Source organism: Pseudoxanthomonas sangjuensis (assembly GCF_010211755.1).
GTDB lineage: Bacteria > Pseudomonadota > Gammaproteobacteria > Xanthomonadales > Xanthomonadaceae > Pseudoxanthomonas_A > Pseudoxanthomonas_A sangjuensis.
Genome location: NZ_PDWR01000006.1, coordinates 116,650 through 137,980, shown reverse-complemented (window position 1 = coordinate 137,980; position 21,331 = coordinate 116,650). Strand labels below are relative to the sequence as shown.

21 protein-coding genes are annotated in these 21,331 nt (G+C 71.2%); 14 read left to right on the top strand and 7 right to left on the bottom strand.

Annotated features, from left to right (window positions below):
* Positions 1-46: 46 nt before the first annotated feature.
* The 3 genes from CSC71_RS04880 (at position 47) to CSC71_RS04870 (ending at position 2,745) form a co-directional block, all read left to right on the top strand.
* Complete coding sequence (locus CSC71_RS04880; RefSeq protein WP_162373222.1) at positions 47-760, top strand: HAD family hydrolase; 714 nt, start codon at positions 47-49, stop codon at positions 758-760.
* 75 nt (positions 761-835) lie between these two features.
* The gene (locus CSC71_RS04875; protein ID WP_162373221.1) at positions 836-2,209 is read left to right on the top strand and encodes a leucyl aminopeptidase family protein; all 1,374 of its coding nucleotides are present in this window, start codon (positions 836-838) and stop codon (positions 2,207-2,209) included.
* Entirely contained in the window at positions 2,209-2,745 is a 537-nt protein-coding gene (locus tag CSC71_RS04870; RefSeq protein ID WP_162373220.1) for a GNAT family N-acetyltransferase, read from the top strand. The genes CSC71_RS04875 and CSC71_RS04870 overlap by 1 nt, the downstream gene beginning before the upstream one ends.
* A 1-nt stretch (position 2,746) precedes the next feature.
* On the opposite strand, the gene CSC71_RS04865 is transcribed toward CSC71_RS04870, so the two are convergent.
* Positions 2,747-3,172, bottom strand: coding sequence for a hypothetical protein (locus CSC71_RS04865; protein ID WP_162373219.1), 426 nt, complete (start codon positions 3,170-3,172; stop codon positions 2,747-2,749).
* Between the two features lie 154 nt (positions 3,173-3,326).
* Between CSC71_RS04865 and CSC71_RS04860 the strand changes: the two genes are divergently transcribed.
* The 7 genes from CSC71_RS04860 to CSC71_RS04830 all read left to right on the top strand — a co-directional run bounded on the left by CSC71_RS04860 (position 3,327) and on the right by CSC71_RS04830 (position 9,606).
* Positions 3,327-3,911 (top strand): hypothetical protein, encoded by a 585-nt coding sequence (locus tag CSC71_RS04860; RefSeq protein ID WP_162373218.1) that lies wholly within the window; start codon positions 3,327-3,329, stop codon positions 3,909-3,911.
* Positions 3,908-4,204, top strand: coding sequence for a winged helix-turn-helix domain-containing protein (locus CSC71_RS04855; protein ID WP_162373217.1), 297 nt, complete (start codon positions 3,908-3,910; stop codon positions 4,202-4,204). Before CSC71_RS04860 ends, CSC71_RS04855 begins: the two co-directional genes overlap by 4 nt.
* A 37-nt stretch (positions 4,205-4,241) precedes the next feature.
* Positions 4,242-4,826 (top strand): DUF1579 domain-containing protein, encoded by a 585-nt coding sequence (locus CSC71_RS04850; protein WP_162373216.1) that lies wholly within the window; start codon positions 4,242-4,244, stop codon positions 4,824-4,826.
* Positions 4,827-4,908: 82 nt separating this feature from the next.
* Positions 4,909-6,150, top strand: a complete 1,242-nt coding sequence (locus CSC71_RS04845) for an efflux RND transporter periplasmic adaptor subunit (RefSeq protein WP_162373215.1) — start codon at positions 4,909-4,911, stop codon at positions 6,148-6,150.
* A gap of 137 nt (positions 6,151-6,287) precedes the next feature.
* Positions 6,288-6,980 (top strand): ABC transporter ATP-binding protein, encoded by a 693-nt coding sequence (locus tag CSC71_RS04840; protein ID WP_162373214.1) that lies wholly within the window; start codon positions 6,288-6,290, stop codon positions 6,978-6,980.
* 130 nt (positions 6,981-7,110) lie between these two features.
* Positions 7,111-8,277, top strand: coding sequence for an ABC transporter permease (locus CSC71_RS04835; protein WP_162373213.1), 1,167 nt, complete (start codon positions 7,111-7,113; stop codon positions 8,275-8,277).
* Positions 8,278-8,292: 15 nt separating this feature from the next.
* On the top strand, positions 8,293-9,606 hold the full coding sequence (locus CSC71_RS04830; protein ID WP_162373212.1) for an ABC transporter permease: 1,314 nt from the start codon (positions 8,293-8,295) through the stop codon (positions 9,604-9,606).
* 257 nt (positions 9,607-9,863) lie between these two features.
* Here the strand turns inward: CSC71_RS04830 and CSC71_RS04825 are convergent, their stop codons facing one another.
* From CSC71_RS04825 to CSC71_RS04805, 5 genes are all read right to left on the bottom strand, one after another.
* Positions 9,864-11,957 carry a M13 family metallopeptidase gene (locus CSC71_RS04825; RefSeq protein WP_162373211.1) on the bottom strand — a complete coding sequence of 698 codons (2,094 nt, stop codon included), beginning with the start codon at positions 11,955-11,957 and terminating at the stop codon, positions 9,864-9,866.
* A gap of 99 nt (positions 11,958-12,056) precedes the next feature.
* Positions 12,057-12,977, bottom strand: coding sequence for an EamA family transporter RarD (gene rarD / locus CSC71_RS04820; RefSeq protein ID WP_162373210.1), 921 nt, complete (start codon positions 12,975-12,977; stop codon positions 12,057-12,059).
* On the bottom strand, positions 12,974-13,888 hold the full coding sequence (yedA, locus tag CSC71_RS04815; RefSeq protein WP_162373209.1) for a drug/metabolite exporter YedA: 915 nt from the start codon (positions 13,886-13,888) through the stop codon (positions 12,974-12,976). The genes rarD and yedA overlap by 4 nt, the downstream gene beginning before the upstream one ends.
* A gap of 127 nt (positions 13,889-14,015) precedes the next feature.
* A complete protein-coding gene (locus tag CSC71_RS04810) occupies positions 14,016-14,444 on the bottom strand; it encodes a bactofilin family protein (RefSeq protein ID WP_162373208.1) in 429 nt (142 codons plus the stop codon).
* 34 nt (positions 14,445-14,478) lie between these two features.
* On the bottom strand, positions 14,479-15,207 hold the full coding sequence (locus tag CSC71_RS04805; protein WP_425501920.1) for a DUF6776 family protein: 729 nt from the start codon (positions 15,205-15,207) through the stop codon (positions 14,479-14,481).
* 153 nt (positions 15,208-15,360) lie between these two features.
* On the opposite strand from CSC71_RS04805, the gene CSC71_RS04800 reads away from it, so the two are divergent.
* The 4 genes from CSC71_RS04800 (at position 15,361) to CSC71_RS15735 (ending at position 20,787) form a co-directional block, all read left to right on the top strand.
* Positions 15,361-15,969 (top strand): DUF4126 domain-containing protein, encoded by a 609-nt coding sequence (locus tag CSC71_RS04800; RefSeq protein ID WP_162373207.1) that lies wholly within the window; start codon positions 15,361-15,363, stop codon positions 15,967-15,969.
* Between the two features lie 69 nt (positions 15,970-16,038).
* Positions 16,039-18,234: an EAL domain-containing protein gene (locus CSC71_RS04795; RefSeq protein ID WP_246191972.1), complete on the top strand. Its 2,196-nt coding sequence runs from the start codon at positions 16,039-16,041 to the stop codon at positions 18,232-18,234.
* 19 nt (positions 18,235-18,253) lie between these two features.
* Positions 18,254-20,152 (top strand): ATP-binding protein, encoded by a 1,899-nt coding sequence (locus tag CSC71_RS15660; RefSeq protein WP_425501919.1) that lies wholly within the window; start codon positions 18,254-18,256, stop codon positions 20,150-20,152.
* Positions 20,149-20,787, top strand: coding sequence for a response regulator (locus CSC71_RS15735; RefSeq protein WP_162373206.1), 639 nt, complete (start codon positions 20,149-20,151; stop codon positions 20,785-20,787). Before CSC71_RS15660 ends, CSC71_RS15735 begins: the two co-directional genes overlap by 4 nt.
* On the opposite strand, the gene bfr is transcribed toward CSC71_RS15735, so the two are convergent.
* Complete coding sequence (bfr, locus tag CSC71_RS04780) at positions 20,760-21,230, bottom strand: bacterioferritin (RefSeq protein ID WP_162373205.1); 471 nt, start codon at positions 21,228-21,230, stop codon at positions 20,760-20,762. The two genes, CSC71_RS15735 and bfr, sit on opposite strands and share 28 nt — an antisense overlap.
* Between the last annotated feature and the right edge of the window lie 101 nt (positions 21,231-21,331).

Here is a 21,331-nt window from a genome sequence, read left to right as displayed (position 1 = left end):
GTGCCGCGGACCGGATGGCATGGCCCCGGTGCCGTAAAATCCCCGGATGAGCTTTACCGTCCGCGCCATCACCCTCGACCTCGACGACACGCTGTGGCCGTTCCCGCCGGTCGGCGCGCGCATCGAGCGCGTGCTCGACGCGTGGCTGCGCGAGCACAGCCCGGCCACCGCGCGGATGTTCCCGATCGAGGCGATGCGCGCACTGCGCGAGCGCGTGTTCGCCGAGAACCCGCAGCTGCTGCACGACCTGAGCGCGCTGCGCCGGCTGACCCTGGAGATCGCGCTGCGCGAAAGCGGCGGCGCGCTGCACCGGCTCGACGAGGCCTACGAGGCGTTCTACGCCGAACGCAACCGGGTCGAGTTCTACCCGGACACGCTGCCGGCGCTGGACCGGCTGCGCGCGCGCGTGCCGCTCGCGTCGCTGAGCAACGGCAACGCCGACCTGCATCGCATCGGCCTGGCCGACCGCTTCGTCGCCCGCCTGCATTCGCGCGAACACGGCGCGGCCAAGCCCGAGGCCTCGTTCTTCCACGCCGCCTGCGCGCAGCTGAACCTGCAGCCGCACGAAGTGCTGCACGTCGGCGACCATGTCGAACTGGACGCGCTCGGCGCCGCGCGCGCCGGCCTGCGCAGTTGCTGGCTGAACCGGCCGAACGAAGCGGGCGAGGTCGCGGCCTGGCCGGACGGCGTGCCGCGCCCCGACCTCGAGTTCTCCTCCCTCGCCGAACTGGCCGACTGGCTGGATTCGCACCCGAACTGACTTCCCACCCCCGCTCGCCCCGGGCGCAGCGCCGCAGGCGCGACGTCGAAGGGCCAGCCGATTCCGGACAATCCGATGAGCGAACTGCCCGCCGCCTATTCCCACGACGCCGCCAACGCGCTGCCGCTGCACGTGCTCGACGCGACGGGATTCCCGTCGTGGCGCGACGCGCAGCCGGCGGCGACGCAGGCGTGGATCGACGCGCAGAAGTTTTCCGCCGCGCCCGGCTCGCTGCTGCTGCTACCGGGCGCCGACGGCGTCGCCGGCGCGGCGATCGGCGTCGGCGACGCGCTCGATCCGTATGCGTATGCGCATGCGCCGTACGGCCTGCCGGCCGGCGACTGGAAACCGGCGAACGCAGCGGGCGACGGCGCGCGCGCGGCGGCGCTGCAGCTGGGCTGGGGCCTCGGCGCCTACAGGTTCAGCCGCTACAAGAAACCGGCGCGCGAAGCCGCTCGACTGGTGCTGGAGCGCGCCGACGCCGAAGCGCTCGACGTGCTCGCCGCCTGCGTCCGCGTGCGCGACTGGGTCAACACGCCGACCGAGCACATGGGGCCGGACGAACTGGAGGCGATCGCGCGCGACCTGGCGCAAACGCATGGCGCGGCCATCGAGGTCGTGAGCGGCGACGGACTGCTGGCGAAGAACTTCCCGGCGATCCACGCGGTCGGCCGCGCCTCGCACCGCGCGCCGCGATTGCTCTCGCTGTCGTGGGGCGACGCGGCGCATCCGCACGTCGCCATCGTCGGCAAGGGCGTGTGCTTCGACACCGGCGGCCTCGACATCAAGCCGGCCGACGGCATGCGCCACATGAAGAAGGACATGGGCGGCGCCGCGCACGCGCTGGCGCTGGCCGGGCTGGCGATGGCGCGCAGGCTGCCGCTGCGCCTGACCGTGCTGGTGCCGGCGGTGGAGAATTCGATCGGCCCGAACGCGCTGCGCCCCGGCGAGATCATCGCGACCCGCGCCGGGATCAGCGTCGAGATCGACAACACCGACGCCGAGGGCCGGCTGGTGCTGTGCGACGCGCTGGCCTGCGCCGGCGAACGGAAGCCCGACTTCGTCGTCGACTTCGCCACCCTGACCGGCGCGGCGCGGATCGCGCTGGGCCCGGACCTGCCGGCGCTGTTCGCCAACGACGATGCGCTGGCCGGCGAATGGCTGGCCGCCGCCGACGCGACCCGCGACCCGGTCTGGCGCATGCCGCTGTGGCGCCCGTACCTGCGCTACCTGACCAGCCACCCGGCCGACCTGGCCAACGCCGGCTCGCGCATGGCCGGCGCGGTCACCGCGGCGCTGTACCTCGAACGCTTCGTGCCGGCCGGCACGCCGTGGGCGCACCTGGACACCTACGCCTGGAACGACAGCGACCGCCCCGGCCGCCCGACCGGCGGCGAGGCGCTGGGCCTGCGGTCGGCCTATGCGTTGCTGAAGGTGCGCGCCGGCTGATGCACTGCGCGGCGCTGCATCCCGGCCTGGAACTGCGGCTGCCGCGCCCGGACGAGGAAGCCGAATTCCTGCGCGCGCACCGGGCGACGACGCCGGGCTGTCCGACGTTCCTGCACTACCACGACGAAGGCATGGCGTTCGCGGCCTACCTGCAACGGCTGCGCGAACAGCGGCTGGGCATCGGCCTGCCGACGCCGGACCACGTCCCGTCGACCTTCCTGTTCGCCTTCGATGGCGCGCGGATCGTCGGCCGCGCGTCGATCCGGCACCACCTGAACGACGCGCTGGAACGCTTCGGCGGGCACATCGGCTACGTCGTGGTCCCGGAATTCCGCGGCCGCGGCTACGCCACCGCGATCCTCGCGAAGGCCGTCGGCATCGCCCGCGGCGAACTCGGGATACGCCGCATCCTCGTCACCTGCGACGACGACAACCGGGCTTCGATCAAGGCGATCGAGCGCAACGGCGGCGTGCTCGAGGACGTCGCGACCGTTCCCGGCTCGCCCGGGCCGAAGCGACGCTACTGGATCGGCTGAGTCAGCCGATCCAGCCGCGCGCCGCGGCCTTGCGCGCGAACAGCCACAGCAGCAGGCCGATCACGACCAGGACCAGCGGGAACACCGCGCCGGCGGCGCCGGTCAGCGCCCACACCGGCGTGGTCGCGTAGGCCGACGCCATCTGCACCGCCACCGCCAGCAGCGAAACCAGCAGCAGCGGCGCGGCCCAGCGCCGCTTCAGCAGCAGGCCCAGCGCGCCGAGCACGCCGGCGACGACCGCGATGCCGAAGAACGCGTACACCCACTGCGGCATCGCCGCGTGGATCTGCTGCTGTTCGGGCGGCAGCGCCGCCACCGCCGCCGGCGACAGCGTGACCTCCACCCAGAACATCGCCAGCCCCACCAGGTTCCACAACAGCGCGAGCACCGACACGACCCAGAACCAGCGCGGACGTTCCGTCTTCATGGCCTTCCCCTCGGGTTTGGAAGGCCGCAGCGTACGCCGAACCGGCGGCCGGCTCACGCCGCGGCACGACCGGCAGGGGTTTCGGACATTTGGCAGTTGACTACTCTATTTTTTAGAGTACTCTGTACGTGAACTCCCATTGCGGGCCCGTGCCATGACCGAAAACGACCAGCTCAAGCAGGACCTCGACTACATCGCCACGGCGGCCCGCCGCCGCGCCCGCCCCGCCGGCGTGCCGGCGATCTTCTTCCTGTGGGCCGCGATCATCGCGGTCGGTTTCCCGCTGGTCGATTTCGGCCAGCACCTGCCGCGGATCTTCGGCGCGTACTGGCTGGTCGCCGGGTTCGGCGGCGGCGCGCTGAGCTGGTGGCTGGGCGAGCGCGACGCGCGGCGCAGCGGGATCAACGACCGCGAGCTGGGCCGGCGCTACGGCCTGCACTGGGGCATCGGCGGCCTGGCCTACCTGCTGACCATGCTGCCGCTGCTGCTGGAACGCGTCCCGCCGCGCCAGGGCGGCGCCGGCTTCCTGTTCACCACCGGCCTGCTGTACGCGCTGGCCGGCGTGCACCTGGAACGCTCGCTGCTGTGGGCCGGGCTGCTGATGCTGGCCGCGTACGCGCTGCTGACCGCCTTCGCCCTGCCCTACACCTGGACGATCGCCGGCGTGGTCATCGCCGTGGCGCTGGCCTGGGCCGGGCTGGCGGCGCGGCGCGCGCGCGCGCAGGGCGGGCGGGCGTGAAACAGGCGTTCACCGGCTTCGATCCCGCGTTCGAACACCGCGCGCGGCTGGCGATCGCGGTGCTGCTGGCGCGGCACGGCGAAGTCAGCTTCGCCGGCTTCAAGCAGCAGCTCGACCTGACCGACGGCAACCTCGGCGCGCAGCTGCGCCGGCTGGAGGACGAGGGCTACGTCGAGCTGCGCCGCGATTTCGTCGAACGCAAACCGGTCACCTGGTACAGGCTGACCGCGCAAGGCAACGACGCGCTGAAGCGGCACCTGGCCGCGCTGCAGCAACTGATCGGCGCGGGCTGACCGCGCGATACCACCCACCACCAGCGGAGACCCGGGAATGAACACTGTCGCTTTCGCACGCACCGCTTCACTGGCCCTGATGGCCGCCGTCGCGACGGCCGCCGCGCAACAGCCGCCGCCCGACAACGTCGCGCGCGTCGCCGCGCAGAAGGAGGCGATGGCCGCGCTCGACGCGCTCGACGGGCAGTGGCGCGGCACCGCCACGATCGACCTGCCGAACGGCGCCAAGCTGACCACCACCCACACCGAACGCATCGGCCCGCTGCTCGACGGCACGGTGAAGCTGATCGAGGGCCGCAGCTACGACAAGGACGGCGCGACCGCGTTCAACGCCTTCGCGGTGATCTCCTACGACCCGGACACGAAGCGCTACTCGATGCGCTCCTATGCCCAGGGCCACGTCGTCGACGCGCCGTTCGAGACCACCGCCGACGGCTTCGCCTGGAGCATGCCGGCCGGGCCGATGCGCATGCATTACGTCGCCACGGTCAACGACGGCGCCTGGCACGAAACCGGCTTGCGCACGCTGCCGGGGCAGTTGCCGGTGCCGTTCATCGAGATGCAACTCGAGCGCATCGGCGACAGCGACTGGCCGCAAGCCGGCGCGGTGGGCCGCGAATGACCGCGCGCGACCGGCCGCGGCGGTTGGCAGGGCAACGCGATGCAGTCACACTTCGCCTTTCGCCCCACCGCCCGGATCCTGCATGAACGCTTCCGCCGAACTGCTGAAGGAACTGCGCATCGACCGCAAACCACCACCGCCCGCGCCGCCGTCGCGACGCGGGCGGTGGATCGCTCTGGCGGCGGTCGCGTTGCTGCTGCTGGCGGCGCTGGGCTGGTTCGCGTTCGCGCGGGCGAAACCGCTCGAGGTCCGCACCGCGACGGTCGCGGCGATCGGCAACGGCGATGCGGCGTCGGTGCTCGACGCCACCGGCTACGTGGTCGCGCGGCGCATGGCCACCGTGTCGGCGAAGATCACCGGCAAGGTGCGCGAGGTGCTGATCGAGGAAGGCCAGCGCGTCGAGGAAGGCCAGGTGCTGGCCACGCTCGACCCGATCGACGCCGATGCGCAGCGCCGGCTGTCGGCCTCGCAGCTGCTGGCCGCGCGCAGCGAGGTCGCCCGGGTGCAGGCGCAGCTGAAGCAGGCCGAGGCCGACGCGTCGCGCCTGCGGGAACTGGCCGGCCAGCAGCTGGTGTCGCGCTCGCAATACGAGCAGGCGCTGGCGCAGCGCGACACGCTGCGCGCGCAACTGCAGGCCGCGCAGCGCAACACCCGGGTCGCTTCCGACGCATTGGCCATTTCCGACCTCGGCGTCGACAACACCGTGGTGCGCGCGCCGTTCGCCGGCGTGGTCGTGGCCAAGGCCGCGCAGCCGGGCGAGATCGTTTCGCCGCTGTCGGCCGGCGGCGGCTTCACCCGCACCGGCATCGGCACGATCGTCGACATGGATTCGCTGGAAGTCGAGGTCGACGTCGGCGAGGCCTTCATCGGCCGGGTGCAGCCGAAGATGCCGGTCGAGGCCACGCTGAACGCCTACCCCGACTGGAAGATCCCGGCCGAGGTCATCGCGATCATTCCCACCGCCGACCGCGGCAAGGCCACGGTCAAGGTGCGCATCGCGCTGAAGCAGAAGGACCCGCGCATCGTTCCCGACATGGGCGTCAACGTCAGCTTCCTCGAGGCCGAAAAGCCGCAGGCCGCGCAGGCGCCGCAGGGCGTGCGCGCACCGGCGGCGGCCATCGTCGAGCGCGACGGCGAGGACGTGGCTTTCGTGGTCGACGACGAAGGCCGGGCACGACGGCGCAAGGTCCGCACCGGCATGGCGCTCGGCAACGACCGCCAGGTGCGCGACGGCCTGACCGCCGGCGACACCGTGGTGCTGGACCCGCCGGCGGAGCTGGAGGACGGCGCCAGAGTGAAACCGGTCGCGGCGGCGGCCGACTGAAACATCCGCGCGCGGGGATTGCCCCGCCGCGGCCAACCGCCCGGGACGGGTGTCGAAAACGGGGCTTCCCGTCCGTCGTACCGAAGGATGCGCCCGGGCGCACCCACCGAACATCGCAACGACACCGAGGTAACGTCATGTCTTCGTTGGTTTCGATCCGCAACCTCAGCAAGACCTACCAGCGCGGCCCGGAAAAGGTCCACGTGCTGCACGGCCTGGACCTGGACATCGAGCGCGGCGACTTCGTCGCCCTGATGGGCCCGTCCGGTTCCGGCAAGACCACCCTGCTGAACCTGATCGGCGGGCTCGATTCGCCGCCCTCCGGCGACATCGAGGTCGACGGCGAGTACATCAACCGCCTCGGCGCCGGCCAGTTGTCGCAGTGGCGCAGCAACCACGTCGGCTTCGTGTTCCAGTTCTACAACCTGATGCCGATGCTGACCGCGCAGAAGAACGTCGAACTGCCGCTGCTGCTGACCAGCCTCGGCGGCGCCGAACGCAAGCGCCGCGCCGAGATCGCGCTGACCCTGGTCGGCCTGGCCGAGCGCAAGTCGCACAAGCCCAGCGAACTGTCCGGCGGCCAGCAGCAGCGCGTGGCGATCGCCCGCGCCATCGTCTCCGACCCGACCCTGCTGATCTGCGACGAGCCCACCGGCGACCTCGACCGGCAGAGCGCCGAGGAGATCCTCGGCCTGCTGCAGACCCTGAACCGCGAGCACGGCAAGACCATCGTGATGGTGACGCACGACCCGAAGGCGGCCGAGTACGCCAGCCACACCCTGCACCTCGACAAGGGCACGCTGGTCGAGCAGGCCGCGCACGCCTATTGACTCGCCATCCCGGGCGCAGCGGGAAGCGCTTTCCAACGGCGAAGCCGGCCGCTCCGATGTCCGGTCCGCCTCGCCGCAAAAGCATGGCCCGCGCCGCGTCCGGGATGACGACCGGAAAAGGAACCGCATCATGAAATACCTGCACCTGATCTGGGCCGAGCTGTTCCGGCGCAAGACCCGCACGATCCTGACCCTGGTATCGATCCTGGCCGCGTTCCTGCTGTTCGGCCTGCTCAACGGCGTGCGCGAAAGCTTCGAGCAGGCCGGGCAAAGCGCGCAGGGCGCTTCGCGCCTGCAGACCCAGTCGCGGCTGTCGTTCATCGATACCCTGCCGCAATCGCTGGACGCGCGCATCGCCGCGACCGACGGAGTCAAGGCGGTGACCTATGCGAACTGGTTCGGCGGCGCCTACCAGGACCCGCACAACCAGATCTTCAGCTTCGCGGTGGCGCCGAACTACCTGGACCTGTACCCGGAAATCGAGGTCGACCCGAAACAGCGCGAGGCATTCGATGCCACCCGCACCGGCGTGCTGGTCGGCGAGGGCCTGATGAAGCGCTTCGGCTGGGAAGTGGGGCAAAGGCTGCCGCTGATCTCGACCATCTTCCCGAACCGCGACGGCAGCAAGAACTGGGCCTTCGACATCGTCGGGGTGATGAAGCCGAAGGACAAGGCCAGTGGCGGCTGGTACGACCAGATGATCCTGATGCAGTGGAAATACTTCGACGAATCGACGCCGTACAACCGCGGCCAGGTCGGCTGGTACGTCAGCGGCGTGCGCGACGCCAACCAGGCCGACCGCGTGGCCAAGGCGATCGACGCGCTGTCGGCCAACTCGGATCACGAAACCAAGACCATGACCGAGGCGGCGGCCGCGGCGTCGTGGATGAAGCAGACCGCCGACATCGGCCTGATCGTCGGCTCGATCATGGGCGCGGTGTTCTTCACCCTGCTGCTGCTGACCGGCAACACGATGGCGCAGGCGGTGCGCGAGCGCATCCCGGAACTGGCGGTGCTGAAGACCATCGGCTTCCGCGACGGCAGCGTGCTCGGCCTGGTGCTGGCCGAATCGGTGCTGCTGGTCCTGATCGGCGGCGTGCTCGGCCTGGGCCTGGCCGCGCTGCTCGGGCCGATCCTGACCCTGGGCAGCGGCGGCGTGATCAACATGCCGCCGGTCGGCGCCAGCAGCTGGCTGCTGGGCCTGTCGCTGATGGTCGGCATCGGCCTGCTGGTCGGCGCGCTGCCGGCGATCCGCGCGATGCGCCTGAACATCGTCGATGCACTGGCCGGCCGATAGGAACGGGAGAACGTCATGAAATTCCTCAAGGGTTTGCTGTGGTTCCTGGTGACCGTCGCCGGCATCGCGATCTGGCTGGTTTCGCCGTGGTTCGTGCTGCTTGCGCTGGCCGCCGCATTCGCGCTGTGGCTGCTGCTGACCCGGCGCGGCCGCCAGGCCGGTTCGGTGACCCAGGTCGGGCTGAGCACGCTGCGCCAGCGCATCGGCGCATCCTCGGTGATCGTGGTCGGCATCGCCGGCGTGGTCGCGGTGCTGGCCGCGCTGCTGGCGATGGCCGAGGGCTACCGCGAAACGCTGCGCAAGAGCGGCAGCGCCGACAGCGCGATCGTGCTGCGCGGCGCATCGGCGGCGGAAGTGATGTCGACGCTGATGCACGACAGCGTCACCGTGATCGCGCAAGCGCCGGGCATCGCCCGCGATGCGCAGGGCCGCGCGCTGGTCTCGCCGGAACTGGTGGTCGCCGCGAACCTGCCGCTCAAGGGCGGCCTGCCCGACGAGGACGGCAGCGTGCAGTTGCGCGGCGTCGGCGACGCGGCGTGGATGGTGCGGCCGGACGTGAAGATCGTTGCCGGGCGCAAGTTCGCCAGCGGCCGCCGCGAGCTGGTTGCCGGCACCGGCGCGCAGCGCCAGTTCGCCGGCCTGGAACCGGGCAAGCGGATCAAGCTGGGCAACCAGTCGTGGGACGTGGTCGGCGTGTTCCATTCCGGCGACGCGATGGATTCGGAACTGTGGGCCGACGCCGAGATCGTCGCCACCACCTACCGTCGCGGCAGTTCGCGCACCTCGGTGACCGCGAAACTGACCGGCGCAAGCGCGTTCAAGGGCTTCAAGGCCGCGCTGTCGGCCGATCCGCGCCTCGACGTCGACGCCAGCACCACGCTGGATTACTTCAGCAAGCAGTCCGAAGGCATGACCAAGGTGATCCGCATCATCGGCATGGTGGTCGGCGCGATCATGGCGATCGGCGCGGTGTTCGGCGCGCTCAACACGATGTTCGCCACCGTGGCCACGCGTGCGCGCGAGATCGCCACGCTGCGCGCGATCGGCTTCCGCGGCGTGCCGGTGGTGGTGGCGGTGATGCTGGAGACGATGCTGCTGGCGCTGCTCGGCGGACTGCTCGGCGGTGCGCTGGCGTGGCTGGTGTTCAACGGCTTCACCGCCTCGACCCTGGCCGGCGGCGTCGGCCAGCTGACCTTCGACTTCAAGGTTTCGGCGGGCGTGCTGTGGACCGGGATCAAGTGGGCGCTGGCGATCGGCTTCGTCGGCGGCCTGTTCCCGGCGCTGCGCGCAGCGCGGTTGCCGGTGACCGAGGCGCTGCGCGGGGCCTGATGCCGCCGGGCGGGGCCGGCCGAACGGCCATCGGGCCGCCGCGGGCGACGCGCCATGGCTGGCGCGCGACTGCGGCGAGTCCGGACCTTCCCTTTCCCAGAGGAAGGAGGGCCGTGCCGCGCAGGCCATCCTGACGTCCGGCTCGCCGCGGCGGGCCGGACGGATCGGGCGGGGATGGGGCGATTCCAGTTCGCCGCGTCGCGGCGGAACGCCCTGCCCCTCCCGGCCCTGCCCCTCGCGGGAAAGCAGGAAGCCCGTTACCAGACCTTGACCCGCTGCTCCGGCGCCAGGTACAGCTGCTGGCCCGGCTGCACGTCGAAGGCCGGGTACCACGCGTCGAGGTTGCGCACGATCTGCGCGCGGAACCGCGCCGGCGCGTGCACGTCGGTGGCGATGCGCGCGCGCAGCGCGGCGTCGCGGATCTTCGAACGCCACGCCTGCGCATAGGCGAGGAAGAAGCGCTGGTCGCCGCTCAGGCCGTCGATCACCGGCGCCTCCTTGCCGTCCAACGACTTGCGGTAGGCGTCGTGGGCCACCGCCAGCCCGGCCAGGTCGGCGATGTTTTCGCCCAGTTCCTGCTCGCCCTTCAGGTGCAGGCCCGGCAGCGCCTCGTAGGCGTCGAACTGCGCGACCAGTTTCTGCCCGGCGGCCTTGAAGTGCTCGGCGTCGGCCGGCGTCCACCAGTTCCGCAGGCGGCCGTCGGCGTCGAACTCGGCGCCGAGGTTGTCGAAGCCGTGGCTGATCTCGTGGCCGATCACCGCGCCGATCGCGCCGTAGTTGGCGGCGTCGTCGGCGTTCGGGTCGAAGAACGGCGGTTCGAGGATCGCCGCGGGGAAGTTCAGCGCGTTCTGCAGCGGCAGGTTCACCGCGTTGACCGTCTGCGGCGTCATCCACCACTCGCCCTTGTCCGGCGCCTGGCCCAGCTTGGCCAGCTGGTGGCGGTATTCGGCCAGTTCGGCGCGCTGCGCGTTGCCGAGCGCGTCGTCGGCCCTGATCTCCAGCGACGAATAATCGCGCCATGCGTCCGGATAGCCGACGCCGACCTTCATCGTCGCGACCTTCTGCTTCGCCTTGGCCCTGGTTTCGGCGCTCATCCAGTCGAGCTTGTCGATGCGTTCGGGGAACACCGCCAGCAGGTTGGCAACCAGTTGCTCGATGCGCTGCTTCGACGCGGCCGGGAAGTATTTCGCCACGTACAGCTTGCCGACCGCGTCGCCGAGCGCGCCATCGACCGCGCCGATCGCGCGCTTCCAGCGGTCGCGCTGCTTCGGCGTGCCCTGCAGCGCGGTGCCGTGGAAGCCGAACGCCAGGTCGGCGAAGGCCTTCGGCAGCAGTGCGGCATTGCGGTCGAGCGCATGGAACGCCAGCCAGTCCTTCCACGCGTCCAGCGGTTCGCTGGCGACCAGCTTCGACAGCCCGCCGATCGCATCCGGCTGCCACACGTCGAGCGCCGGCTGCGCATCGAGCCCGGCGGCCTCGAAATAGGCGTTCCAGTCCAGTCCCGGCGCCCGCCTGGCGAAGTCGGCCAGCGCCCACACGTGGTTGGCCTTGTGCACGTCCTGGGTGTCGGCGATCGGCGCGTGCGCTTTGGCGATCTTCTCTTCCAGCGCGTAGATCGATTTCGCCTTCGCCTCGGCGTCGGCGATGCCGGCCTGCCGCAGCAGCGCGGCGATGTAGGCCCGGTACTTGTCGCGCAGGTCGGCCATTTCCTTGTCGCCGGACAGGTAGTAGTCGCGGTCGGGCATGCCCAGCCCGCCCTGCAGCAGGTAGCCGATGTTCTTCGACGGGTCGTCGAGACCCTGCGAGACGAACAGGCCGAACAAGCGGTCGGTGGTCAGGTCGGTGGCGTTGAGGGGATCGACGTCGGCGCGCAGATCGGCGCCGAGCTTCGCCGCCAGCGCGGTCTTGTCGGCGATCGCGGCGATCGCGTCGAGCTCCGGCTGCAGCGGCGCGATGCCCCTGGCCTCGATGCCGGCCTCGTCCATGAACGCGTTGTAGTAGTCGGCGATGCGCGCTTCGTCGCTGCCGGCGGCGGGGCTGGACGCGGCCAGGCCCTGCACCAGTTCCTTCTGCCGCTGCTCGGCCTTCTCGAACGCCACCAGGAAGGCGCCGATGCTGGAACGGTCGTCGGGGATCGTGGCCTTCGCCGCCCACGCGCCGTTGGCATGCGCCTCGAAGTCGTCGCCCGGCTTCACCGCCTGGTCGATGCCGGCCAGGTCGATGCCGATCGTCGTTGCCGCCGCGGCGGTCGCGGCGGGGGTGGTTTCGGCGGAGGACGGGCTGCGCTCGCAGGCCGCCAGGCCGATGGCGAGGGCGGCAAGCGTGGCGATGGCAAGGGGATGGCGGCGCATGGTCGGACTCCGGTACGGATGAGGAGCCCGAGCCTAGGGTCGCGACCTTCCGGCCGCAACCGACGTTGGTCATGTTGCGCCGCGGGACCGACCGCGGGATCAGCGCGACGTCGCGCCTTCCGCCGCGACGCGCAACGCGCCGCGCGAGCGCCACAGGCCGTCGCCGGCGAACAGCAGCAGGCCCAGCCAGATCGCGGCGAAGCCGACCGCGCGTTCGTGGCCGAACGGCTCGCCCAGGATCAGCACCCCAATCAGCAGCTGCAGGGTCGGCGCGATGTACTGCATCAGTCCGACGATCGACAGCGGGATGCGGCGCACGCCATAGGCGAAGCCGACCAGCGGCAGCGCGGTGACCGCGCCGCCGACCACCAGCAACAGGTCGATGCCCAGACCCCAGCCGCCGGCGAAGCCGCCGCCGTGGCCGGCTTCGCTCCACGCCAGGAACGCCAGCGCCGGCGCGAGCAGGTACAGGCTTTCCACCGCCAGTCCGCCGACCGCGTCGACCGCGACCAGCTTGCGCACCAGCCCGTACAGCCCGAACGAGAACGCCAGGCCCAGCGCGATCCACGGCGGCGCGCCGGACTGCCAGGTCAGCCACGCCACGCCGAGCGCGGCGCAGCCGACCGCGAGCCATTGCGGGCCGTTCAGGCGTTCGCGCAGCACCAGCACGCCGAGCACCACGTTGAGCAGCGGATTGATGAAGTAGCCGAGGCTGGTTTCGACCACGTGGCCGGCGTTCACCGCCCAGATGTACAGGCCCCAGTTGAACGCGATCAGCGCGCTGCTCAGCGCCAGGTTGCGCAACGCGTTCGGCTTGGCGCGGATCTCGCGCCACCAGCCCATGCCGTTCTTCAGCGCCAGCCAGCCGAGCACCAGCAGCGCGCTCCAGACGATGCGGTGGGCGATGATCTGGAACGAAGGCACGATCTTCAGCGCATTCCAGTACAGCGGCACCACGCCCCAGATGACGAAGGCGAAGGCGATCGCGGCCAGCCCCTTGCGGTCGACGCCGGCGCTCATGCCCGCCTCTCCGTCGCCTGCCTGCCCAGTTTCGCCACCGAGATGACGACCACGCCGGCGACGATCAGCGCCATCGCGCCGAGTTCGTGCCCGCCGAAGCGCTCGCGCGCCAGCCACGCGCCCAGCAGCACCGCGATCACCGGGTTGACGTAGGCGTAGCTGCCGGCCAGCGCCGGGCGCACGTGGTGCAGCAGCCAGACATAGGCGCTGAAACCGACCAGCGAACCGGACACCGCCAGGTAGGCGAACGCGGCCCACGCGCCGGGCGTGGGCGCCGCCGCGAAACGCTCGCCGGTCAGCAGCGCGGCCAGCAGCATCGCCGCGCCGCCGCACAGCATCTGCGCCGCGGCGGCCATGAACGGCGGCGGCAGGTCGCGGCCGCGGCTCCACACCGATCCGTACGACCAGGCGACGCAGGCGACCAGCAGCGCGGCGAGGCCGGCGAACGAACCGCCCTGCATGCCGCCGGCGTTCAGCCACAGCACGCCGGCGAAACCGATCGCGGTGCCGGCCCATTCCATGCGGCTGGGGTGCTGTCCGCGCAGCGCGGCGAAGATGCCCATCCACAGCGGCACCGAGGCGACCACGACCGCGGCGATGCCGGAGGAAACGCTCTGTTCGGCGACGTTGACCATGCCGTTGCCGAGCAACAGCAACAGCACGCCCATCACCGCGGCGTTGCGCCATTGCGCCAGCGTCGGCGCGGCCACGCCGCGCAGGCGCAGGAACGCGAACATCAGCGCGCCGGCGAGCACGAAGCGGATGCCGCCGAGCAGGAACGGCGGGAAACCGCCCTCCAGCGCGAAGCGGATCGCCAGGTAGGTCGAGCCCCAGATCACGTAGACCAGGGACAGCGCGAAGACGACGAACCCGCCGCGCGCGGGCGCGGCGGCAACGGAAGCGGAGTTCATGGGGGGGCCGGGAGAAGATTTCTACCGGCGATTCTAAGCCACGCGCCGCCGCCGCGAGCCGGCGCGGAGGCGCCGCGCGCTTGAAATTTTTGGAACGCGGCATTGCATGCCGCTCAAGCCCGCCGCGTCAGCCGTGCGCCGCGTCCGCGCGCGCCGCCGGCACCACCGACAGCGGGGTGGCCTCGGCGCCGGCCGCATCGGCGTGGATCAGGCGGCCGGTCAGGGTCGCGCCCGCGCTCATCTCGACGACCTTGTAGTGCACGTTGCCGAGCACGCGCGCCTTCGGCGCGAGTTCGACCCGTTCGGTCGCGTGCACGTCGCCGTGCAGCTGGCCGTTGATCACCACGGTCGGCACCTGCACCTCGCCGACGATGCTGCCCTCCTCGGCCAGGATCAGCAGCGAGGGCTGGTCCGGTTCGGCCAGCACCTTGCCCTCGATCCGCCCCTCGACGTACAGCCCGCCGCTGAACACCACGTCGCCGCGGATCACGACCTTGGCGCCGATCAGCGTATCGACGTTGGCGCCGTGGCGATGGATGGGTTTGTGCTTGAACATGGCGGTGCTCCGGTACGGGTCGTGCGAAGGGGAATCAGGTGCGCGCGTCGTCGACCTTCCAGTCGAAATCGCGCTCGATCGCGAAGTCGTCGCCGCGCAGCGACACGCGCACGCGTTGCGGGACGAAGCCCGCCGGCAGCATCACGCTGCCCTCGAGCTGCTGGAAGTAGCGGAACGAATACGGCTGCTCCGGCGTGCCCGGCTGCTGGTGCAACTGGCCCCAGTCGAGCTTGGCCAGCTTGCCGTTGTGCATGCCCTCGACGGTGAAGCGCATGCGCCCGGCGCTGATCGCGCCGCGATTGAGGTTCTGGGTCAGCACGATGCGGTACTTCCACACGTTGCCGCCGGCGCTGGCGAACTCGGACGAGAACACGTTCAGGCCCTGGCGCTTGGCGGTCGGCCCGACCAGGCGTTCGTAGAAGGCCACGTCGGCGCGCAGGCCGGCGAGTTCCTCGTCGCGCTGGGCCAGCGTCGCCTGCAGCTCGCGGTTGGCCTGGCGGCTGATCTGGTCCGAGCGCGTCAGCGTCGCGCTGCGCTGGTCGAGTTCCTCGACCTGCGCGCGCAGCGTCCGCAGCTCGCGCTCGGCCGCGTGCAGGCGCCGGCTGGCATCGCCCAAGCCCGGCGCGGCGAGCTGGCCGGCCCACAGCCAGGTCGCCACCACGCTGGCCAGCCACAACGCGGCGACGATGCACGCCAGCAACAGGCCGCGCGACGACACGCGGCTTTGCACGATCCGGAAATGCGGCGGCGGCTGGTTCAGCATCGGCGGTCTGTCGAATGGCTCCGGATCACGGTTTCCCCGCGCACGCCATCCTGCCCCGATGCGCGCGCCCACTCAGGCAGCAGCCAGACTGCGGCCCTATACTCGGGCCGCTGCGACCCGCGTCCCGTCGCCGAGTCTAGGGGATTTGCCGCCATGTCCGAAGCGCATCTTTTCGTAATTGGGATACTGTTGGCATGGATGGCCGGCATCCGGGTCTATCTGACCGTGTTCGGCATCGGCCTGGCCGGCGCCCTCGGCTGGCTGGACCTGCCGCCGGCGCTGCAGGTCACCCAGTCGTGGTGGGTGCTGGGCACCTCGGGCGCGCTGGCGCTGGCCGAATTCTTCGCCGACAAGATCCCCGGCGTCGATTCGGGCTGGGACCTGGTGCAGACCCTGGCGCGGATCCCGGCCGGCGCCTTCCTCGCCGCGGCCACGCTGTCGCCGGACGGCGAACTGAGCACGGGAGTGCTGGCCGCCGGCGCCGGCGTGGCGCTGACCAGCCATCTGCTGAAATCCGGTTCGCGCGCGCTGCTCAACACCTCGCCGGAGCCGGTCAGCAACTGGACCGCGTCGATCGCCGAGGATGCGGTGGTGGTCGGCGGCCTGTCGCTGGCCTGGGCGCACCCGGTTATCGCGTTGGTCGTAGTGCTGGCCGTCAGCGTGCTCGCGGCCCTGACCGTGTGGTGGGTGTGGCGCCGCCTGGTCCGCGGCCTGCGGGCCCTGTTCCGCAGTCCGGTCGAGGCGCCGGCCGCGTCGGACTGAAGTCTCGCCGGGAGGTTTCCCCTCAGCGTGAACTTCATCGCATAATGGGGCCAAGCTTGGGGAAGCCGGATGCCTGCCAACGAATCCACATCACGATCGCAGGATGAATCGTCGCGCTCGCGCCTGCGTGCCGAGACCCCGCCTGCGCGCTTCTGGCGCCGCTGGACCGACCAGGACGCGCCGCCGGCGCGCATCGAAACCGCGTACGCCGAATACCCCGCCGCCAGCGTCGACACCGCACCGTTGACCATGCCCGTCGCGGTGCCGGCGCCGCAGCCCGACTTCGATTCGGCGTACGCCGCGATCGCGGCCGACCTGGCCGCGATCGATTCGACCGCGATCGAACCCGTCCTCGCCGGCGCCGTCGAGCGCGCGACCATCGCCGCCACGCTCGCCCCGGCCGCGCCGGATTCGCCGATCATCGTGGACCTGTCGTCGAAACCCGCGGCGGCGCCCGTGGCGGCGATGCCCGCCGCGCCGGCGACCGCGGAAGCCCTGCCGAAGACCGCGGCCAAGCGCCCCGCCGCGCGCGCGCCCAAGGGCGGCGGCGATGCCGACGGCAGCGCGGGCGGCGATGCCGGTTCGCCGCCGGCCGCTTCGGGCGACGGCAGCGGCGACGCGCAGTCGCCGTACCGCGTGCTGATCGTCGAGGACGACCGCGGCCAGGCGCTGTTCGCGCAGAGCGTGCTGCACGGCGCCGGCATGCAGGCGGAAGTGCAGATGCAGTCGGAAGGCGTGCTCGACGCGATCCGCAAGTTCCAGCCCGACCTGATCCTGATGGACCTGCACATGCCGGGCCGCGATGGCATGGACTTGACCCAGCTGATCCGCCAGCAGCCCGAATACCTGCACCTGCCGATCGTGTTCCTGACCGGCGACCCCGACCCGGAGCGCCAGTACGAAGTGCTGGAGAGCGGCGCCGACGATTTCCTGACCAAGCCGATCCGCCCGCGCCACCTGATCGCCGCGGTATCCAACCGGATCCTGCGCGCGCGCCTGCGCGCGCCGGTGGTCGCCGAAGCCGCCGCGCAATCGCTGAACCCGGAAACCGGCCTGCCCACCCGCACCTTCGTGCTGCAGCAGCTCGCCGCGACGATCAAGCGGCAGGACGTGGCCGGCCTGTTCTTCATCGAGATCGGCAGCGCGTCGAGCCTGCGCGAGCGCTATGGCTATGCGAATTTCGAGCAGCTGATGAGCCAGGCCGGCCGCCGCCTGGCGCAAGCCGCGCAGCCGCACCTGCTGGCCCGGCTCAGCGACAACAACTTCCTCGCGCTGGCCAGCGGCATCGCGCCTGACGCGCTGCAGGCGTTCGCCCACGGCCTGCGCGACGGCCTGACCCAGCAGGCCTTCATGCTGCGCGACGGCGAAACCCTGCGCCTGCGCGGCGTGGTCGGCTACGCGGCGCTGCCGCAGGGCTTCGTCGACAGCGGCAGCGCGCTGGAGGCGACCGAACGCGCGGCCCTGCTGGCGCGCCAGCAGACCGGCGATGTCGCCGCCTACGCGCCGCCGGCGCCGGTCGAAGACGCCATGACCACGACCCTGGCCCAAGCGACGCCGGAGCTGGCGTTCCAGCCGATCGTCTCGGTGGCCGGCAGCGAAGCGGCGCAGTACCAGGTGCTGCTGCGCCTGCGCCAGAGCGACGGCTCGCTGGTTTCGGCGGCGCAGGCGGTGCCGGCCGCGGAACTGGCCGGGCGCATCGTCGAGTTCGACCGCCGGGTGGTGACCCTGGTGCTGGACCTGCTCGCGAAGAACCAGGCCGAAGGCGTGTCGCTGCGCCTGTTCGTCTCGCAGTCGCCGCGCTCGCTGGCGCGCGACGATTCGGCCGACTGGCTGTTGCAGGCGATCGCCGCGCGCGGCGTGGAGCCGTCGTCGCTGGTGATCGACCTGCGCCTGGCCGACGCGCTGATCCACACCGTCACCCTGCGCCAGTTCTGCCAGCGGCTGATGGCCGCCGGCGTGCAGTTCTGCCTCAGCCAGTACGAACCCGGCCACGACGCGGAAGCCCTGCTGTCGCAGCTGCCGCTGGGCTACCTGCGCGTGTCCAACCGCTACGCCACCGCGCACAACGACCCGGTGCTGCGCGACCAGCTGCGCGGCATCATCGACCTGGCGCACCGCCATGGCCTGCAGGTGATCGGCCAGCAGGTCGAGGACCCGCAGGCGGCGGCGGCGATGTGGCTGGGCGGCGTGGACTTCATCCAGGGCAATCTGGTGCAGGGCGTCGGCAGCGACCTCGGCTTCGATTTCCACAACGCCGTGCTGTAAGGCACGAAGACGCCGACCGATGCGCGCTTCCGTCTTCGCATGGCTGGCCTGGATGGCGGCGCTGCTGGCGGCGGCGGGGGCGCTGCTCGACCTGTCCCGCGCCGCCGATGGCCCGTGGCTGCTGCTGGCCGCCTCGGCCGGCGTCGCCGCGGTGCTGCTGGGCCTGGTCGCCGCGATCCTCGCGCAGCGCAGCGCGGCCGTCCGCGATGGCATGCTGACCCGGCTGGCGATGGCCGAATCCGAACGCGACAGCCTGCGCCGCGAACTGCAGCGCCACGGCCAGCTCGAGAAGGAGCTGCTGCAGGCCAAGCAGGCGGCCGAATCGGCGGTGCTGGCCAAGGGCGAGTTCCTGGCCACGATGAGCCACGAGATCCGCACCCCGCTCAACGGCATCGTGCCGATGCTCGACCTGCTGGCGAACGCGCCGCTGGCGCCGGACCAGCGCGACATGCTGGCCACCGCCAGCGCCTCGTCGCGGCAACTGCTGCGCATCGTCGACGACATCCTCGACTACTCCAAGCTGGAAGCGAACAAGCTGGTCCTCGAAACCACTTCGTTCAACCTGCGCGAGCTGGTCGACGGCGTGCTGCCCCTGATGTCCCGCCCCGCCGAAAGCAAGGGCCTGAACCTGAACCTGCAGCTGGATTCGGCGGTGCGCCTGCTGGTGCGCGGCGACCCGGTGCGGCTGCGCCAGGTGCTGGGCAACCTGATCGGCAACGCGGTCAAGTTCACCGACCGCGGCTCGATCTCGCTGGCGGTGCGCCGGCTCGGCGAAACCGCGTCGCAGCACCTGCTGCGCTTCGAGGTGCGCGACACCGGCATCGGCATCGAGCCCGAGGCGCAATCGCGGCTGTTCAATTCCTTCAGCCAGGCCGATGCGTCGACCACCCGCCTGTACGGCGGCACCGGCCTGGGCCTGGCGATCTGCAAGCGCATCGTCGACCTGATGGGCGGGCGCATCGGCGTGGTTTCCGAAGTCGGGCGCGGCTCGACCTTCTGGTTCGAGATTCCGCTGCTGAAGGCGATCGGCGACCTGCAGATCGCGCCGGGCACGGCCGGCGGCGGCCGCGCGCTGCTGGTGACCCCGGACCCGCGCCTGCGCCAGCGCCTGGGCTTCCTGCTGCCGACCTGGGGCCTGCAGGTCACCACGGTGGGGACCACGCAGGAGGCGCTGGAGAAACTGCGCGCCGGCGGCGCCCACGGCGCCGGCACCTATGCCTACATCATCGCCGACCTGTCCGGCCTGCCCGGCGGCGCGCGCGCGCTGCACCGCGGCGTGTCGCGCAATCCGGCGCTGGGCGCGAGCCGGCTGATCTGGCTGTACGGCGAGGAGCCGATCCCCGACGAACTGCGCGATGCCGACACCCTGCTGTCGCGGCTGTCGCACGAAGCCGACCTGCGCGCGGCATTGTCCGGTTCGCCGCCGCGCGAGGCGGCGCCCGGGCCCGGACCCGAACCGGAGCCGGAGCCGGAGCACGCACCGGTCCCGATTCTCGCGCCAGTCCCGATTCCTGCGCCTGCGGCACCGCCGCCGCCCCCTGCGTCGGCGCCTTCGCTGACGCCGATTCCCGCGCCCGAGCCGGCGCCGCCGGCCGAACCGGTCGCGATCAAGCCGGTGCCGGTCGCGCCGAACGCATTCCACTTCCCGAACGCTCCCGACGACACCCCGCCGCGCCTGCTGCTGGTCGAGGACAACCCGGTCAACCTGGCGGTCGCGGAGAAGCTGCTGGCCGTGCTCGGCCCCCGTTGCGACCACGCCGACAACGGCGAGAAGGCGCTGGAACTGATGTCCAGCGGTCGCTACCGGCTGGGGCTGATGGACTGCCAGATGCCGGTGCTCGACGGTTACGCCGCGACCCGGCGCGGCGCGACTCGAGGCGCGCCCCCCGCGCGCCGCGCCTGCCGATCATCGCGATGACCGCCAACGCCATGTCCGGCGACCGCCAGCGCTGCCTCGAGGCCGGCATGGACGACTACCTGTCGAAGCCGGTGTCGCGCGAGCAGCTGGAGAACTGCCTGCAACGCTGGCTGCTGCACGATGCGCCGGTCGACAAGCAGGCGGTCAGCATCGATCCGTCCATCGACGAGCTGATCGCCGCGGCACCGGCGGCGGCGCCGGCCGGCAACCGCCCGGCGCTGATCCAGAGCAACTTCCCGGTGCTGGACCACGTGATGCTGGACGAACTGCACCAGATCGCCGGCGAGGAAACCGCGCGCATCATCGCGCTGTTCCTGGAGGATGCGCCGCGGCTGATCGCGCAGCTGGAGAAGGCCTCGACCGTCGCCGACCTGGAGACGATGCGCGAGGCGGCGCACACGCTGAAATCGTCCAGCGCCAACGTCGGCGCGATGGCGCTGTCGGCCGCGGCCAAGCGCATCGAACTGGGCGCGCGCGCGCAGCGGCTGGAACGGCCGGCGGTGTCGGTGGCGCTGATCATCGCCGAGTACGCCCGCGCGCGGGTCGGCCTGCTCGGCTACATGGCGCAGTTGCCGCGCGCCGGCGCGAAGGCCGGCGCGGACGCGGATCACTCTTCCAGCTTGGTCAGCAGGTAGTTCGGCTCGCCGATCCGCGCGATCAGGTCCAGCTGGGTCTCCAGCCAGTCGACGTGCTCTTCCTCGGAATCGAGGATGTCGGCGAACAGCTTGCGACTGACGTAGTCCTGCACCTGCTCGGCGTAGGCGATGGCCTCGCGCAGCAACGGGATCGCCTCCATCTCCAGCCCCAGGTCGCAGGCGATCACCTCGCGCGGGCTCTCGCCGATGCGCAGCTTGCCCAGCGCCTGGAAATTCGGCAGGCCGTCGAGGAACAGGATGCGCTCGGCCAGCCAGTCGGCGTGCTTCATCTCGTCGATCGATTCCTTGTACTCGTGCTCGGCCAGTTCCTTCAGGCCCCAGTTCTTCAGCATCTTGCTGTGCAGGAAGTACTGGTTGATCGCGGTCAGCTCGTTGTAGAGCGCCTTGTTGAGGTACTCGATGATCTTCGGATCGCCTTTCATCGGCCGCGCTCCGTCGGTGGTGACGCCGCAGCTTAACCCTTCGCGCGAACGCACGACGTAACGCGAATCGTGTTCATTTTCGCCGCCTCTCCGCGGGAGAG